The sequence below is a fragment of the Peribacillus frigoritolerans genome (assembly GCF_004358755.1).
Classification (GTDB): domain Bacteria; phylum Bacillota; class Bacilli; order Bacillales; family Bacillaceae; genus Bacillus_P.
Genome location: NZ_SMZY01000005.1, coordinates 95,412 through 112,398, shown reverse-complemented (window position 1 = coordinate 112,398; position 16,987 = coordinate 95,412). Strand labels below are relative to the sequence as shown.

At 40.6% G+C, this 16,987-nt stretch carries 18 protein-coding genes; 3 read left to right on the top strand and 15 right to left on the bottom strand.

What is annotated here, in order from left to right:
• Positions 1 to 265 precede the first annotated feature (265 nt).
• The 5 genes from E2R53_RS19965 to E2R53_RS19945 form a co-directional block, all read right to left on the bottom strand.
• On the bottom strand, positions 266 to 2,974 hold the full coding sequence (locus E2R53_RS19965) for a DNA translocase FtsK (RefSeq protein WP_133313491.1): 2,709 nt from the start codon (positions 2,972 to 2,974) through the stop codon (positions 266 to 268).
• A 152-nt stretch (positions 2,975 to 3,126) separates the two neighbouring features.
• Positions 3,127 to 3,738: a YtpR family tRNA-binding protein gene (gene ytpR, locus E2R53_RS19960; protein WP_133313490.1), complete on the bottom strand. Its 612-nt coding sequence runs from the start codon at positions 3,736 to 3,738 to the stop codon at positions 3,127 to 3,129.
• Between the two features lie 2 nt (positions 3,739 to 3,740).
• Positions 3,741 to 4,559 carry a DUF1444 domain-containing protein gene (locus E2R53_RS19955; protein ID WP_133313489.1) on the bottom strand — a complete coding sequence of 273 codons (819 nt, stop codon included), beginning with the start codon at positions 4,557 to 4,559 and terminating at the stop codon, positions 3,741 to 3,743.
• 29 nt (positions 4,560 to 4,588) lie between these two features.
• A complete protein-coding gene (locus E2R53_RS19950; RefSeq protein ID WP_133313488.1) occupies positions 4,589 to 4,906 on the bottom strand; it encodes a thioredoxin family protein in 318 nt (105 codons plus the stop codon).
• Between the two features lie 138 nt (positions 4,907 to 5,044).
• Positions 5,045 to 5,545, bottom strand: coding sequence for a hypothetical protein (locus E2R53_RS19945; RefSeq protein WP_133313487.1), 501 nt, complete (start codon positions 5,543 to 5,545; stop codon positions 5,045 to 5,047).
• Positions 5,546 to 5,684: 139 nt separating this feature from the next.
• On the opposite strand from E2R53_RS19945, the gene E2R53_RS19940 reads away from it, so the two are divergent.
• Entirely contained in the window at positions 5,685 to 6,119 is a 435-nt protein-coding gene (locus E2R53_RS19940) for a YtoQ family protein (protein ID WP_133313486.1), read from the top strand.
• A gap of 11 nt (positions 6,120 to 6,130) precedes the next feature.
• Here E2R53_RS19940 and E2R53_RS19935 read toward each other — a convergent pair whose 3' ends face one another.
• Entirely contained in the window at positions 6,131 to 6,658 is a 528-nt protein-coding gene (locus tag E2R53_RS19935) for a DUF84 family protein (RefSeq protein ID WP_133313485.1), read from the bottom strand.
• Between the two features lie 90 nt (positions 6,659 to 6,748).
• Positions 6,749 to 7,822 carry a M42 family metallopeptidase gene (locus tag E2R53_RS19930; RefSeq protein WP_133313484.1) on the bottom strand — a complete coding sequence of 358 codons (1,074 nt, stop codon included), beginning with the start codon at positions 7,820 to 7,822 and terminating at the stop codon, positions 6,749 to 6,751.
• 319 nt (positions 7,823 to 8,141) lie between these two features.
• Between E2R53_RS19930 and E2R53_RS19925 the strand changes: the two genes are divergently transcribed.
• Positions 8,142 to 8,453: a PepSY domain-containing protein gene (locus tag E2R53_RS19925; RefSeq protein ID WP_133313483.1), complete on the top strand. Its 312-nt coding sequence runs from the start codon at positions 8,142 to 8,144 to the stop codon at positions 8,451 to 8,453.
• 61 nt (positions 8,454 to 8,514) lie between these two features.
• Here E2R53_RS19925 and E2R53_RS19920 read toward each other — a convergent pair whose 3' ends face one another.
• Together E2R53_RS19920 and trmB are read right to left on the bottom strand one after the other, a co-directional pair.
• Entirely contained in the window at positions 8,515 to 9,363 is an 849-nt protein-coding gene (locus E2R53_RS19920; RefSeq protein WP_133313482.1) for a YtnP family quorum-quenching lactonase, read from the bottom strand.
• A gap of 53 nt (positions 9,364 to 9,416) precedes the next feature.
• A complete protein-coding gene (trmB, locus tag E2R53_RS19915; protein WP_133313481.1) occupies positions 9,417 to 10,061 on the bottom strand; it encodes a tRNA (guanosine(46)-N7)-methyltransferase TrmB in 645 nt (214 codons plus the stop codon).
• A gap of 343 nt (positions 10,062 to 10,404) precedes the next feature.
• Here trmB and E2R53_RS19910 point away from each other — a divergent pair, with 343 nt between their 5' ends.
• Complete coding sequence (locus E2R53_RS19910; protein ID WP_133313480.1) at positions 10,405 to 10,683, top strand: YtzH-like family protein; 279 nt, start codon at positions 10,405 to 10,407, stop codon at positions 10,681 to 10,683.
• On the opposite strand, the gene E2R53_RS19905 is transcribed toward E2R53_RS19910, so the two are convergent.
• The 6 genes from E2R53_RS19905 to E2R53_RS19880 all read right to left on the bottom strand — a co-directional run bounded on the left by E2R53_RS19905 (position 10,680) and on the right by E2R53_RS19880 (position 16,956).
• Positions 10,680 to 11,486 (bottom strand): phosphotransferase family protein, encoded by an 807-nt coding sequence (locus E2R53_RS19905; RefSeq protein WP_133313479.1) that lies wholly within the window; start codon positions 11,484 to 11,486, stop codon positions 10,680 to 10,682. The genes E2R53_RS19910 and E2R53_RS19905 overlap by 4 nt on opposite strands.
• A 191-nt stretch (positions 11,487 to 11,677) precedes the next feature.
• Complete coding sequence (gene pulA, locus E2R53_RS19900) at positions 11,678 to 13,816, bottom strand: type I pullulanase (protein ID WP_133313478.1); 2,139 nt, start codon at positions 13,814 to 13,816, stop codon at positions 11,678 to 11,680.
• Positions 13,817 to 13,887: 71 nt separating this feature from the next.
• Entirely contained in the window at positions 13,888 to 14,838 is a 951-nt protein-coding gene (locus E2R53_RS19895; RefSeq protein ID WP_133313477.1) for a diacylglycerol/lipid kinase family protein, read from the bottom strand.
• 96 nt (positions 14,839 to 14,934) lie between these two features.
• Positions 14,935 to 15,876, bottom strand: a complete 942-nt coding sequence (locus tag E2R53_RS19890) for an NERD domain-containing protein (RefSeq protein ID WP_133313476.1) — start codon at positions 15,874 to 15,876, stop codon at positions 14,935 to 14,937.
• A gap of 13 nt (positions 15,877 to 15,889) precedes the next feature.
• Positions 15,890 to 16,579 (bottom strand): LrgB family protein, encoded by a 690-nt coding sequence (locus tag E2R53_RS19885; protein ID WP_133313475.1) that lies wholly within the window; start codon positions 16,577 to 16,579, stop codon positions 15,890 to 15,892.
• Positions 16,579 to 16,956, bottom strand: coding sequence for a CidA/LrgA family holin-like protein (locus tag E2R53_RS19880; protein WP_133313474.1), 378 nt, complete (start codon positions 16,954 to 16,956; stop codon positions 16,579 to 16,581). Before E2R53_RS19880 ends, E2R53_RS19885 begins: the two co-directional genes overlap by 1 nt.
• Positions 16,957 to 16,987 lie beyond the last annotated feature (31 nt).

Genomic DNA, 16,987 nt, shown 5'->3' with positions numbered 1-16,987 from the left:
CCTGCCCAATGCATATTAAACGATATCCATGAACTTGGCAAGTGCGTAATAAAAAGGCAATGTTTTCCTGTCCCTTTAAACAATACGGGCAGATGCTTCAAAATCTGTCTTCATTCGCGCGGAAAAATTGGGGAAACTGTGTAAAAACAGTTTTCCCAATCCCTGGTGATAATAACTTCTTCAGAAAAAAATTTCTATTTGGGAGAAGATTTACCATAAAATACACCTTTTGTATTTTTATGATAAAGTCAAACCCAGCTCTCCATTACATTCCGCTTTCTTGAATGGTTTCAAGGTCCTGCTCTGAAATCAGGACTTCACGGGGTTTACTTCCTCTCGCTTCTGAAATAATTCCCTGTTTTTCCATCATGTCCATAAGCCTTGCTGCACGGTTGTATCCGATTCTGAATCTTCTTTGCAGGCTGGATGTTGATGCTCCTCCCTGATCTACCACATATTCACATGCTTCAAGCAGCAGTTCATCTTCTTCGCTTCCTATGCTGGACTTCTTCATCAGATCTTCCTGTTCAAATAAAAAGACCGGCTTCATCTGTTTTTTGGCATGGCTGACGACACGTTCAATTTCTTCGTCAGATACAAAGTTCCCCTGAATGCGGACAGCTTTGGATGTGCCATTTTCTAAAAAGAGCATATCCCCTTTACCGAGCAATTTTTCTGCTCCGGCTGAGTCGATAATTGTTCTGGAGTCCACTTGAGATGAAACAGAAAAAGCAATTCTGGTCGGAATATTCGACTTGATTAATCCAGTGATAACATCAACAGATGGTCTTTGTGTAGCAACAATTAAATGGATTCCGCACGCTCTTGCCTTTTGAGCAATGCGGCAGATTGCTTCTTCTACATCAGCTGGAGCTGCCATCATTAAATCAGCAAGTTCATCAATGACAATGACGAGATACGGCATGTGCTCACCGCTGTTATGCTTGGCAACAAGTTCATTATAGCGGGAAATGTCCCTTGCTCCTGCATGTGCAAGTAATTCATACCGTCTTTCCATTTCTTCCACAGCCCATTTCAATGCTCCAGTTGCCGCTTTTACATCCGTAATGACCGGACTGACAAGATGGGGAACATTGTGATACGGGGCAAGCTCGACCATTTTAGGGTCAATCAGAAGCAGCTTCACTTCATGAGGCGAAGCTTTGTAAAGCAAACTTACTAAAATGGTATTGATACACACGCTTTTGCCTGAACCTGTTGCTCCGGCAATTAATCCATGCGGCATTTTTTTCAGATCCGTCACAACAGCCTGTCCTGAAATATCAAGACCCAGGGCAGCTGTCAGCGGAGACGGATTATTTCTGAAGTCCGCGCTTCTTAGAATTTCGCGCAAATAGACCATTTTGCTGTGCCTGTTCGGTACTTCTATCCCAATTCTGTTTTTACCCGGAATAGGGGCTTCTATGCGGATATCTTTAGCTGATAAGCTAAGTTTGATATCATCTGTTAAATTGGTAATCTTATTTACTTTCACACCAGGTTCAGGCTGGACTTCAAGACGGGTAACCGCAGGACCCTGTGTAACATGAACAACTCTTGCTTTCACATTGAAATTTTCAAGAGTCACATTCAGCAATTCTGTTTGTTCCCGCAGCCAATCCACATCATCAACATATTCCTTAGGCGGAATGTTCAAAAGCTGCAATGAGGGGAAAAGATAAGATGATCCCGAATTTGAAGAGCTCTCGGACTTTTGAATTTTTTGTTTATCTCTTCCAAACATCATGACATTAAATGGAACGGTTGATCTGCCAGAACGAATTGATTCTCCTTCTTTTGAAGGCTGTTCATCCGTTATTTCAGGTGCAGTTTTTCCTGGTAAATCCATTATCCTTGTTTCCTCTTCTTTATCATGAGAAATCACTTCATGAGCATCCGTCTGAAACAATTCATAATCGCTTGCCGTTATAACGCCGGCTTCTGGAGTTTCTTCAGACTCTTCAGACTCTTCAACTGGGTTCCATTCGGGCATTGTTTGCTTTTCTTTGTTTACACCAATACTCTCGAAGGGTTCCTCTTCTGCCTTAACAATAGGCGGATCTACTTGTTCTGTCAGGAGCAATCCGGTTTCATCAGAAGCTGCCGCTACTTCTCTATTTTCATACGGAAGAGGCTGTACTTCTTTTTTATAAGTTTGAAATGATGAAAGAATGCTTATTTCTTCTTGATCGTCCTCATGCTCAAAAGAAAGGAGCTGGGTATCTGTCTTCAATTCTTCATTTGGGACGCTGATTTCTGGAATCATTACAGGTACAGGCTCTGTTTCTTCTGTACTTAGAATCACCTGCTCATCTTCTCTGGGAATTTCACGCACGGGTGATACAGGAATTTCCGCTGCTTCACGTTCTCTCATTCTCGCAGCTTCTCTTTTCAAAAGTTCGGCCCGTTTATGTTCATTTAATTTAGACATAACGGATTCAGTAGATTGCGCTGCCTCCTGAAAGCTTTTAAATAAACTTGAAACTGGCTCGCCGCTGCTTTGACCCGCTTCATTTCTTGGACTGATCCGATACTCCAGGGGCTCTTGGTTATCTCTTGGCCTGAAGCCGTAAATTGGAGAAGGTATTTCAGTTGGATGAAATGGCCTCTTTGAATCTGATTTTGTCTTTATTCTGGCTGATTTACCCGGAATACTCCCTGTGCTGCTTACTTTCTTAGGCTTCGTCCTTTCAGTCTTTGCACTTTTTGGACTTTTCCTTCTAGGTTCTGGACGGGTTTTTTGATGATCAGGAATCATCGGAAATTTAAAATTGCCTTTAGGATATTGATAGGCTACTTTTGTTTCTACATTTTTCACATTAGAAGGCTGCGTTTTTGGCGGCACAGGTGCTCTATGTACAGGCTGCTGCTGTTGTTCTGGAATTTGCCTTTTTTCAGCTGCTGTTTTTTCTAAGTGCTTGTCTGTCTCTGTTTCACCGGCAAAATAATTGATCATTTTTGAAAACCAACTCATAAAAACCACTCTTTCAAAGGTTTCGTCTTATTTACTATTGTAACAGTTAATCCTATCTTTTAAAGATGAAAAAAGCCACTAGAAAATTCCCTAGTGACTTTTTAACTTTTAAATAGAGTATTCGCTTTAAAAAATGTGTTTATGGGAGTCCGTTATTTTTTTAAAAAATCGGCCCCGATTTCATAATGATCGTCTAAAACTAAAATCCCTTTTTCCTGTGGTGCATCAGGCAGATCTAATTCCTTTGCAGAGCAGATCATTCCGCTTGAAGGAACGCCTCTGAGCTCAGCATCCTTAATCACGAGGCCGTTTGGCATGATTGCTCCAACTTTAGCCACAACAACTTTTTGTCCGCTGTCGACATTGGGTGCACCGCACACAATTTGAAGTTTTTCTCTGCCGGTATTAACTTGGCATATGCTCAATTTATCGGCGTTTGGATGTTTTTCTTTTGATTCTACCAAACCAACTACAAATTTCGGGGAAAGATCAGCATGCAGCTGTTCCTCAAAGCCATTTTGATGCAGGCTGGCATTCAAATCATTAAGCAGATTCTCAGTCAATTCAACAACGCCGCCGCTGCTCTTGATTACAAAATAAGAAGATGCATTGAAGAGATTGTATCCGGCCGTTTCTCCTGAAACACTGTTGAATATCCGGACTGCATTTCCCTTCTTTTCAAATGCTCTATCTTCTTCTGACACTTCAGTCATTGAGATCAGCAGGGTATCCCCTACACCTTCTTTGTTATAAGATACGCGCATTATTATTTCCCTTCCTCTTCCTTTTTTGCCCGGTTCTTTGCAAGAATAAAGATCGGCTCAAGCTCGCGGTTTTCATACAGAAAAGATAGAGCTGTAATAGGCACCCTTCCGCTTGCAAAAAAGCTCATGGCCATCTGGCCTAAAATATCATAACCTGTATCATTTCTGATGTCCGCAATAATCAGAACATCCTGATGCGGCACTGCAATGGCCATCGCCCCCTCCATTTTTTTATGGAACGAATCAAGGATGGTGTCATTAAGCAGACGGCTCGCATCATAGCCATCATTTGCATTTAAAAAGTAGAAGACATTTCCTGCAACATGATCTTCTTTTACACTGGTCTGCAGTGACCTGAGATTGAACCTTGCCATTTCTTTCATTTTGCTGAACGTCCAGTTCTCTCTTTCCATCATTTTCACATCAATTAAACGATAGGAATTTCCAAGGTCCAGCGCATAATAGATTCTCGTTTCAGCTGTATGTTCTTCATGAATCAGCAAAACGCCGTCAGAGGATTCCACAGGAAAGGATGTTGATCTGATAACAGGGAAAATCCCTTTTTCTTTGCCTGTCAGTTCCTGTTCAACATTCATAACTGTCAATGCTTCTTCGATGTAATAAATTAATTCATCAACAGCCGCGTCTTTTTTCTCTTCCCATTTAGCAATAATGCCGGGAAGAGATATCGTCATTCCCTTTTTAGTCGTATCATCTTCGACACGCAATTGATCCTTTTCTCTATCAAAATGGCTTGTCCAATCTTTGTGTTTTAAGCGCTCTTTGATTGTCTCTGCCATTTTTCTTGAAGTCATTTTCATGTTTCATTCCGCTCCCTGCCGAAACTGTTTTATGAAGATAATCCGTCTATAAATTCCTGAATCTGCTCTTTCGTTTTACGGTCCTTGTTCACATAACGGCCTGTTTCCTGTCCTTTGCTGAATCCGACAAAACTCGGTATGCCAAATACATTTAATTCAGCGCAAAGATCAATAAATTGGTCCCTGTCTACATAAAAAAAAGTGAATTTGTCATTTTCAGCCTGAAGTTCCGGCAAAAACGGGTCAATAAAACGGCAGTCTGGGCACCAGTCAGCTGAAAACATAAGAATCACATTTTCTTTTTGAATTACTTCGTTATATTGATCCATTGATTGTAATTTTTCCATGTTATAACCTCCAGTAATATCGTTTCCAATTTGTGTATTCATCCATTCGCATCATACCAAAAGAAGCAATTGGTTACCAACAGTTTTGCCTGTATAAAAGAAAAAGCCCCTTTGAGGCCAAAGGAGAATTCTCTTGTTTTAATAGGTAACAGAAGACACAATTCCCATCATTTGTTCAGCTGTATCTGCAACATTGCGCCCGTTTGTTTGTGTTGTCATTTTAACTCCGCCTATTCCGGCAGAAACCTCATACTCATCGTCTTTCAGTTTATCGACGAGAACGTATCCGAACCTTCCATTCTCCTTAAAGGTTTCTTCTACTATTGGATCTTTGTATTGCTCAAGCAGAGAATCGTAAAATACGGTACTGTCCTCTTTTTCTTTATCATTAACAAATAAAATATATTGGTCATCATCACGTTTGAAAATCAAATTATTATTTTTGGCAGATTCAACTTTATAGCCTTCAGGCAAATGATAGTTAAAAGTGCCGCTTTCTTCATTTGCAGCAGCCGGCTTGCTTGTAAAAGTCTTTTTTGTCTGATCGATCGTTGCCGTTTGCATTTCTTCTTCATTCATTGAACAGGCTAATAAGGAAAAAAGAGAAGCAAAGATGATGCCTGCTAGCATTTTCTTCAAGAAAAACCCTCCTTATTCAATAGGAAAATAGGACCCTTTTCTATAATAACCCTTTCATTTTAGAATTGACAAGAGAGCTTTGTTTTATGAAAAGAAAAAAAGGGTAAAGGAATTTTTAAAAAAGAGGTGTATTTTTGGAATGAAGCTGCATGTTTACTTAGCTGGAGAAATACATAGTAATTGGAGAAGTGAAGTTAAAGAGAAGACCGGGAATCTTCCAATCATTATTACAGGACCAATGGAAAACCATGATAGATCTGATCTGATTGGAGAAGAAATACTGGGCACACAGCCCAATGCTATTTTCAAAGATGAAGCTGCATCAAAAATTAATAATTTCAGATCAAAGATTTTGATGGATCAAGCAGATATTGTGATTGCTTTATTTGGAGAAAAATATAAACAGTGGAATACTGCAATGGATGCAAGCAGTGCATTGTCGAACAAAAAGCCGTTAATTATCATTCGGCCGGAGAATCTGCACCACCCTCTCAAAGAGCTTTCTTCCAAAGGCGATGTCACGGTAGAAACGATTGATCAGGCAATTGCAGTCTTATCCTATTTGTTTGAATAAAAGCAGCGGCTTTATTTGCCGCTGCTCTTGTTTTGCATGTAAAAATATTGTCCGAATAAAAGTTTTGAAATGTGAGTAAACATTTCTGTCCGGTTCACCATGCCATTTGTGAAAATTCCAATGGCTCCTTCATTCTGACTTACATTAAATTGGTTCGCATATTCATCCATAACGATGCCAAGCTCAACACCCGATTTCACCTTCGCGCCAACATCATCCGGGAGCAAGATTCTGGCGCCGCCTGCAACTATTGGTGCAAAGCCAGCTCCTGTCAAAGCACCCCAGTTGCATAAATAAAAACCTTGACTGGTTTCAATTATGCCTCCTTCAAGGCCTATGCCAAGATCAGCAAGCTCCATCTCTCTTGCATTTTCCGCCCTGTTAATGGCTCCCTGTATGGTTTCTTCATCTGAAAACGGCTGATCGGATACTCCGGATGGGACTTTTAAGCTTTGGAATGTAATATGATCATAATTAGATAGAGCTGCTTTTACCGCATTTATTTTTGCTGGGTTTAAGGTTCCAATTGCTGTTTTCATTCTTTTTTCTCCTAAGACATCTATAGGCAAATTTTTATCTTTTTATCTCTAAAAAAGGGAAACCACAGCAGTGATTTCCGCTTCTACTCTTTATGAATTTTGCTTAATTGTATCCAATGTCGTTTGATCACAAGCTTTTACAAGAGTGACTATTAATTCTTTTGCTGCAGCATAATCGTCAATATGGACAATTGAAGCTGCCGTATGAATATAACGCGAGCAGATGCCAATAACGGCTGAAGGAACACCGTCATTTGAAGTATGAACACGTCCAGCATCTGTTCCGCCTTGCGACACGAAATACTGATATGGGATATTATTGGATTCTGCTGTGTCTAAAACAAATTCCCGCATTCCTCTATGTGTCACCATTGTCCGGTCTAAAATGCGGAGCAGCGCGCCTTTGCCGAGCTGGCCAAACTCATGCTTTGCTCCGCTCATATCATTTGCAGGGCTCGCATCAAGAGCAAAGAACAAATCAGGCTGAATCATATTTGCAGCAGTTTGTGCTCCTCTTAGCCCTACCTCTTCCTGTACAGTCGCTCCGGAATAAAGAGTGTTTGGAAGCGTTTCGTTCTTCAGCTCTTTTAACAGCTCAATGGACAATCCGCAGCCGTAGCGGTTATCCCAGGCCTTAGCCATGATCTTTTTAGGGTTTGCCATTGGAGTAAAAGGACAAACAGGAAGAATCTGCTGTCCTGGCTTAATTCCAAGCTCTGCTGCATTTTCTTCTGAATCTGCCCCAATATCAATCAGCATATTTTTTATCTGCATCGGTTTGTTACGCTGATCCTCACTTAATAAATGGGGAGGAATCGATCCGATGACGCCGGGAATTGCTCCTTTATCTGTTATGACCTCAACGCGCTGTGCAAGCAGCACCTGACTCCACCACCCGCCAAGCGTCTGGAATCTTACCATTCCGTTTTTCGTGACCCCCGTTACCATGAATCCAACTTCATCCATGTGCCCTGCAACCATAATCTTGGGACCTTCTGAATGACCGCGCTTTACCCCGAAAATACTTCCTAAACGGTCTTGAACAATCTCATCTGAGTACTTGCTGAGCTCAGAACGCATGAATTTACGCACCGCATGCTCATTTCCCGGTGCACCCGGAAGTTCCGTTAATGTTTTAAAAAGCTCTAACGTCTCTTGGTTCATCCATCATATCCCCTTTACGTATGTATTCTTTTATTTTACAGAAAGTTATCGTTTCGTGCTACTAAAGAAAAGCACAGCAGCTGATCAAAAACTGAAGAAAGATAAAAATAATCTGTGAAAACTGGACTTCTTTGTTTCAATCTCATTGGTTAATTCTTTATGATAGTAGCGGTAAATTATATCTTTCTAACAATTTTCTGTTTTTTCCAGCTTTATTTAGCCGTCCGCCTTATGTTTCAGCTTAAAGCTCTATTCACTTAACAACCGTGCAAATCTTCGGTATACTTAAATCAAAGTGTTAAGGATGGAGGAGATCGTGATGAATTGCAGAAAAGCATTCATTGGTATTGGAATTGGCCTGGCTGCTGCATACATTTTCAAGGATCAATTAAAGCCGGCATATATTTCTTCTGAAAAAGCTCTTGCAGTTGTGAAAAATGCATTTAAGGAAAAAGGTCCAATCAATGGATCATGGATCTATACAGTCCGCGAATCCTATACCGATTCTGGTGAGACGTACAGTATTTATAAAGCAGGCATTACCAGAACAGCTGACTCGGAGCTCGAACAATATGAGGCATTTGTGGATGCAAAAAGCGGAAATATCCTTCACGTAGAACAAATTGCTTAAAGATAAACATCCTGATTGATATGTAAAATGGCATGGAGATACTGCTCTCCATGCCATTTTTTTATTCTGGTCGAATTCTCTCAACTTTATCGATCATTTCTCTTTTTTCATTAAACTTAATGGCGCGGTAAAAGGCGTCATGATAAAAAGACAGCCAAGTTTGTTTTTCGCCCGCATACCCGAGCCATTTTTGCTTCTGCTGAATCGAATTCATTGGATAATCATCGTATGCCAGCACCCATAAAGGATTGGAGTGGGCATGTGTAGGCATGAGGTCTGCCATATGGAGAAGTATTTCTCCATTATCCTCTACTTTGATTACGCTGTGTCCATTACTGTGGCCGCCCGTGTGAATCATTTCTATGCCCGGCACCGGTTCTGTTTTCTCTTCAAAGGGAACGACCTGTTTTTCGATAGCCAGCCAATTTTCCTTCCAGTATGTATTAGCGGACCTGATATTAGGTTCTCTCATTTCCTTCCATTCGGTTGAAGACGTGATAATTTTTGCACGTGGAAATACTGATACAAGTTCATCATTTACGAGCTTGGTCAGACCGGAAACGTGGTCGAAATGCAAATGCGTCATAAGAACATAATCAATATCTTCAGCTTTCAATCCCATTTCATTCAATGAAGCGATTACATTTGATTCAGCGGTTACACCAAAATTCCGCTTTTGCTTATCGGTAAGCCTTCCTGAACCAATACCGCTGTCGATCAGCAAATTGATGCCCTCTTTTTGAACAAGGATTGGATCCGTGCGAAGCTCAATCTGATTGAGTTCATTAACAGGATATTTTTTTGACCATAGCGGTTTGGGAACGACCCCAAACATTGCGCCTCCATCAAGATAAGTTACCCCGCCGTCAAGCCATGTGAACGTTGTTTGACCTATTTTTAAAGTTTCCATATTATCCCCTCCATTTCAATCATAACAAAAAAACCCGCGTCCGTGGACATGGGTTACTTTTTTAAAAATTTCACTTCAGAGCGATAGATTCTTTGCCCTTTTTGTGAAAATTTCTCTTCATATTCGGTCATGATGTTGCCTTCATATTCGCTCTTGTGCAAATCCAGGCTTACGTAAGTTAAAAGCAGGCCATAGGCTGAGAAGCTTTGAAGCGAATACTCGAACAGCCCCTGATTATCTGTTTTAAAGTGAATTTCACCTTCATCAACCAAGATATCTTCATACCTTTTAAGAAATGTTTTAAAGGTTAATCTGCGTTTTTCATGTCTCGTTTTCGGCCATGGATCAGAGAAATTCAAATAAACTCTCTCAATTTCGTCTTTGGCAAAAATGTCAGTCAGATCTTCTGCATTCTCATTGAGCAGAAGAATGTTTGTTCGTTCTGCGTCCGCCGCTCTTTGAAGAGCCCCAACAATGACACTTTCAGACAATTCTATGCCAATATAATTGATGTTTGGATTAGCGACTGCCATTCCAACCACAAATTGTCCTTTTCCTGTCCCAACCTCAATATGAATCGGGTTATGATTCCCAAAGAGTTCATTCCATTTTCCTTTATACTCTTTAGGATTTTGTATCACAATATTTGAATGCCCGGCAATAAAATCATTGGCCCAGGGCTTATTACGCAATCGCATGAAGCACACCTCTATCGATTTAATGTCGCCATAAAAGATATCATGAATGAGAAGGGTGTGCAAGAGGAATTCCATGTAAAAATGTGTATTTTAATGAAGGTTTATAATTGTCTATCGGCATGAATCAAAGCTCTATCAGTGAAAATCAAGTTTCTGTCAGTAAAAATCAGGATTTAAACCGGTTTCTATAGCTGTGAATCACTTCAACGCCAGGCTGAATTGAAGCGTATTTCACTTCGCGAAAAAATGACCAGGCCCGACGGGAACTGGTCATTTTTTATTCAGAATGAAATGGCTGTTTCCTGCACAAATTAAGACAAGAATCTGTAAAGGAGTGTTTGCCGTGCCGCTACAATATCAGCATCAAGTTGAATTATTAAAGGATATATTGACTGAACATCAAAGTGACTGCTGCGGAACAGTTGCAGAATGTGAACAGCTGGAGCGTGTCATCAAATCTCTGATGGTTAATTCAAACATTCAGCAGGATTTAAAAAACGTCCTGCAAAATATTTATTCGTACAGTCAGGACGGAAAAAATTCTTCAGAACTGAATTCCTATATAACATCTCAGCAAAATGTACTTACACAATGGATTGATGATATTGATTCATTTTCTTAATTTAACTTGGAAATCATTTGCCGAAGGTAGTTATGCCACTCATTTGTTTCCTTTTCGTTGTGTTTCGCCCGATACCACAGTGTATAGGTAATCGTTTGCGCAAGCACATACCAGTACATTCTTGCACGAAGCTGATCGGTCATATTCAGGCCATAAGTGGACAGCCAGCTTTCCCAGTCTTTTTCGTCTATATACCAGTATAAAAGCATGCCGATATCGATTGCAGGATCAGCAATCAAAGCCCCGTCCCAGTCTATCAGATATAGCTGTTCATCGTTGGACAGCAGCCAATTATTATGATTCACATCACAATGACAGACCACTTTATCTTCGCAGTCCACATAAGGGAGATTGGACTCCAGATAATGAAGCGCCTGTATGACTTCTGGGAGATAAAAGTTTTCAAACTCAACCGTTTGCTTTAAATCCTCTAAAATAATTGAAGGAGTAAGCGGTTGCTTTCCCAGACGTTTCAGCATATCCAGCAGCTCTTTAGAATGATGGATTTTATGAAGCAGTTCCGCAACATTTTCGCCGTTCATATCGCTTGGCTTCAGTTCACGGCCGCTTAGCCAGTGCTGTGCTGTTATCACATCGCCATTTTCCAGCCTTTTTGTCCATACCAGCTTAGGAACAATTCCTTCAGCAGACAGAACGGCCAAGAATGGAGAACTATTTCGTTTTAAGAACAATTTTTGCCCTTCTCGCTGTGCAAAATATGCATCGCCTGTTGCTCCGCCAGCAGGAGATAGCTCCCACTCGCTTCCTAGTAGTTGTTCCAACCAGTTCACCTTCAATTTCAACCCAACATTTCATTTATAAGTTTGGAATAGGGAAGGCAATAGGCAGTGTACAGCCTGTTTGCTTCACCTTCTGTTTTTTCATTAAGTCAATTAAAAAAGACAGCTATTCAAAGATAAAAAATCAGGTACCGATAGCTATCCTTTTAAATTTTATCGTTTATAAGCAATTTTAGTCAAGAAAAACCGAAAACCTACTTTTGGAATAAGACAAAAGTCCCTATTTCTTTCACCTCAAATGATTCACTTACAAGCTTGGCTGAGTTTCCTTCAATCTGATTGATATATGGACCTGAAGCAAATTCCCATTGACCTTCGCCCGGCAATGAAATAACCTTTCCATTTTTATGGCAGCAATGAATGACCGCAATCCTGCTCCATGGCCCATATGAGCCTACATCGTTTAAGCAGTAGGCGTAAATGCCATCCTCATTCATAAAAATCTGATAGTGCCTGCTTATTTCCTCTGAGGAATTAAATCTGAATGCACCATGAGATTTCCTAAGAGAAATAAGGTGCTGAATGTATTTGATATCTTCTGAGTGATGCTCTCTTTCATTCCAGTCCAGCTGATTGATCTTGTCTGGAGAGTTATAGCTGTTCTCCACACCCTGCTTTGTGCGGTAAAACTCTTGGCCGCTATGAAGAAATGGAATTCCCTGTGCAAGAATGACCATGCCGGCAGCAAGCTTCTGCCTCATCCGTTTATCTTCAATCGGATCATTCGGAAGACACAAATTCATTTTATCCCATAATGTATGGTTATCATGTGATTCTACATAATTGATTGATTGAGCGGGACTCTGAAAATGGGCAATCGAACCGCTCATGATTTTTGCCAGCATTTCTGGATTTCCAGTATTGCCCAGAATAAATCCCCTGTCCAGCACTTCAAAAGTGCTTCCTTTAATATTGTCTCTGAACTGATCGTTAAAAAATGCGATACCCGGCATTTTTGCGGCATTTGCAATAATCGCTTTTTTTTCAAATGCAAGCGGGGTAAGCAAATCCCAGCCCTCTCCTAAAATAAGAATTTCAGGCTTTAACCGTTTACAAACCTCGTTCACCATGTTCATGGTCTCAATATCCAAAATCCCCATTAAATCAAAGCGAAAACCGTCTACATCGTATTCCTTCAGCCAAAAAGTGACTGAATCCACAATAAACTTTCCCGCCATTTTCATTTCAGACGCAAAATCATTGCCTACTCCAGTTCCATTTGAAGGGAGACCATTATGGTCATGCCGAAAATAATATCCAGGAACAATCTTCTCAAATGCTGAGTTTTCCCTGATGTAAACATGATTGTAAACCACATCCATTATGACTCTTATACCCATTGCATGGATAGATTGAATCGCCGTCTTTAACTCCCTGATTCTTGAATAAGGATCTTCCGGATCAGATGAGTAGCTGCCTTCTGGCGCATTAAAATGAAGCGGATTGTACCCCCAATTATAATGCTCCAAAACATTCTGCTCATTAACTCCTTCGAAATCATTGAATGGGAGCAATTCCAAATGAGTAATGCCAAGTTCCTTCAAATAAGAAATGCCTGAAGTCATTCCCATCCCAGTTTTTGTGTCAGCTTCTGTGAACGCTGCATATTTTGCTTTTTGATTGTTTCCGCTGTTAGGATGGATGGTAAAATCACGTATATGCGCTTCATAAATAATGGCATCTGTTAATTGGCTAAGCGGAGCTGGTGTATATTTCTCAACCGCTGTCATGTCAAAATCTGCGATGACCCCGTAAACGCCATTCATGGATACCGCTTTTGCATAGGGATCAACTGCTTCATTCCAGATTAAATTCACACACACAAGATACGTGTAGAAAACGCTGTCAAAATTGCCTTTCAGTTCGATCGTCCAAACGCCTTTGTCCCAGCGCTTCAGCGGAAGTGTTTCCTCGCGCTGTTCGCTTGGAAACAGCAATTTCACCTGAACATCCGTCGCTGTAGGAGCCCAAAGTTTCATTGTGACAGAATCTTTGCTGAAACGCACTCCAAGGTCATCACCGTTATAATAAAAATGTTCATCAAAAGCAGCCGTCCGAATAACTGCACCTATTTGCAGATCTGTTTTATTACCCTGTTCATCACATACTTCATACAATTTCCCAAACGGTATTATGGATGAATCAAGTCTGCATTGATATTTAACTCTGTTTTCTATATCCTGCTGCCGCTCGCATTGAAGCTTCAGCCGGGTTTCGCCGTCCAGAAGAAAAAATGTCTTATTGCCAGTGGCCTGCATCTCTTTTGGGATAAGGATTGTAATTAAGTTCATTTCATCAAGGTATGCATGATATACACGTTGTACCGATAACATTTTATTCACCTGCCTGCAAAAGTTGTTTCATCACATCAGTATACCCATTGTGAAACAACTTGATATTAGAGTTACGTATAATACTTTATGCTTTTAGGTCTCAATGTGACTGTGACCGGTGTTTCGCCTATGTATTCTCCGTCAGCATGAATCATGAGCGGAGCAGCCCCGGCTATTTTTATTTTCCTTGCTGTAAACGTATGAATTTCTTTTAAAGATGTGTGCTTACCTGCAAAAACCAGACCAAAAAGCATCAGCAGCTTTAATCTTGATAAATTATGCACAACGATGAGATCAAGTACACCGTCATCTGGTTTTGCAGCTGGTGATATTTTCATTCCTCCCCCATAAAAAGGGTGATTGCTTACTGCAGCGAGCCAGACATTTTCAAATACATAATCTGTGTCATCAACAGTCAAAGTTACCGCGCTTGGCTTGTAATTAAAAAGCCCTTTCAGCAGGGCAGCTATATAAATAAAAGAACCTGCCCGGAATTTATTCAGCCATTTCTTTAATTCCATTTCGTTTGAAAGCTTTGCAACATACGCATCAAATCCTGCGCCCATGCTGTTTACAAAGAAACGGTTCATCTGCCCTGTATGATATTGACCAAGGTCAAAGCTTTTTACTTGCCTTTGCAGCCCGCGAAAAATGGATGACGGATCTTTAGAAGAAAGGTTGTACCCTCTCTTAAAGTCATTGCCGGATCCGGCTGGAATAAATCCGATTTGCACAGAATGAAATTCACTCAGCCCATTTACGATTTCATGAATTGTCCCGTCTCCGCCAATTCCAATAATTGTCTTCAGGTGATAATCCTGAATCGTCGCGATTTGCCTGGCCAGTATTTCAGCATGACCTGAATATTCAGTTAAAAAAGAACGATAGTCTGCTTGATTCCGTTCAAGTTCAGCTTTTACCTTTTTCCAAACACGTAATGATCTGCCATTCCCGGCAACAGGGTTAATGATAAAGTATATGCTGTTTTTCATTCTTAGCTCCATTATCTTCAATAATTCCATGAATATCTCCTGAGATATTCCCAGTCTAGTAAAATTATAGCTTTTTTTGGTGAAACTGTATGTATGAAACGATAAAAAAATACGCCTAAAGGCGCATTAATCGTTTCTGCGGAAGGAGTCAATCAAGCATTGAGACAAAAGAATCTCAGCAGCTTTCAGCTGATCATGCTTAATAGGGGTTGAAGAATCTCTGTATATTTGAAACCATTGACTGAAATTCCGTTTGTCTGCAATTGTTACGTCGTATGGCGCCTGGGGAAACTCAACGAACCCATTTTTGCACACCAGCACCTTTTTTATTTCAAGTTTGATATTTCTTTCTCTGAGTAATTGTTTCACGATTGTTCCAGTCCGATTCAGACTGATTAATGGAGAAAGCTGTTTTTTTTCATGACCTCCCGGATTCACTGTCCAGAAGCGTTCAGATGAACCTTCAAAAACATCGTGCTGTTCTCCTTCCAAATAATGTATACAAACGATTTCTCTCGGGCTTATTAAAATCGGGTCAAGCGCAATGGATGTATTCTTCATTTTGAAAACAGGATGATACATGATGAGATGCTGGTCCGGCAATTTCTGAAGAAGTTCATGCAACCTTTCATCTTCGAAAAATGATGCATCTGCATAAGATTTTTCACGAATGGTAGACGTTGCCCACTTCATTTGGAACCTAAAGATGTGATTCATAAATTTGACTTTCAACTCCTCCATGGACCGGGGAACAGAGTGAAAGATCAATTCCATTGTATCTGTTTGCTGGTCATCAGCCGGATTGGTCAAATCGTAAGACAGGGTTTCTTCTTTCTTCCCGATTTTTTTTCTCACCATGCTTAGAAAATTCTCTTTTTCCTCTTTTCCTTCTGCCTCATCCAATGTCTCCGTTTGGCGGCTTACAAAATGCTGGAACTCGTTATTTTCGTATGCCAGCTTGATCATTTGCCATTGCTGTTTTTTCAAGCGCAGAAATTGGCTTTGGTAGCGGTATAGATCCATTTCATAGCGTGATATGCAGGAATGAACCTTGATTAATTGAGCCAACTTTTTCAACTCCTCAAAGCATATTTAAAATAAATGGTGCGAGCAGCGGGCAAATAATCGCTGTAAAAATGGCACATAAAGTCATTGAAATCGAGCTGATTGCACCTTCAAGCTCTCCAAGCTCCAGTGCTCTGGCCGTCCCTGTTCCATGGGATGCCGCACCAAGTCCAATTCCTTTTGCTACTGAATGATGAATGCCAAAAAGATGCAGCAAAGATGGGCCAAACATGGCACCAGAGACCCCTGCAATGACAACATAAATGGCAGCAAGCGCAGGGATACCGCCCATCATATCTGCAATATCCATTGCAATCGGATTTGTGACTGATTTTGGTGCAAGAGATAAAATCAGCTCTTTATCCACATGAAAAAGCCCTGCAAGAAGCGTTCCGCTGCCTATGCCAATGATGCTTCCCGCAAAAACACTTGCAACAATCGTGAGAGCATATTTTTTCAGAATCCGGCGGCTTTCATATAAAGGATAGGCCAAAGCCACAACCGCAGGACCAAGCAGCCCGTCAATCCAGATGCCGCCTTTCATGTACTCTGCATAATCCGTTCCGCTTCCCATTAAAAGAAGAATGATAATAAAAGTGCATGTAGCTATAGGTACAAGAAAAGGAAGCGGATATTTCTTATAGAGCTGCCTCATGGCTGCATAAACAACAATCGTTAAAGCTATGTACAGTACTGCTAAAAACATTAGACTTCTCCTCTTTTTTCGGACACTTCCGAATTCATAAGCCTTTGACCGATGGCAGCGGACGAAATCATAACCAGTGCCGTACTGAATAGAGCGACAAGCGCACTGATGATTCCTTTTCCGCTGAACAAATCAAAATGATCGATTAAACCAACCGTCGCCGGTATAAAAAGCAGGGATAAATGACTTAACAGCATAGAACTTCCTGCTTTTAAAAGCGGCAGCCTGATGATCTTTAAAGAGAGGCAGAAAAACAGAAGAAACATGCCGATGATACTTCCTGGCATAGACAGCTGCAACATCTGCTGTATATAGATTCCAGCCAGGTAAAAAAGATATAAACAAGCAATTTGAATTAAAATTTTTATCCATTTCATGATTATCCCTGCTTTGCATTTGTTGGTACAC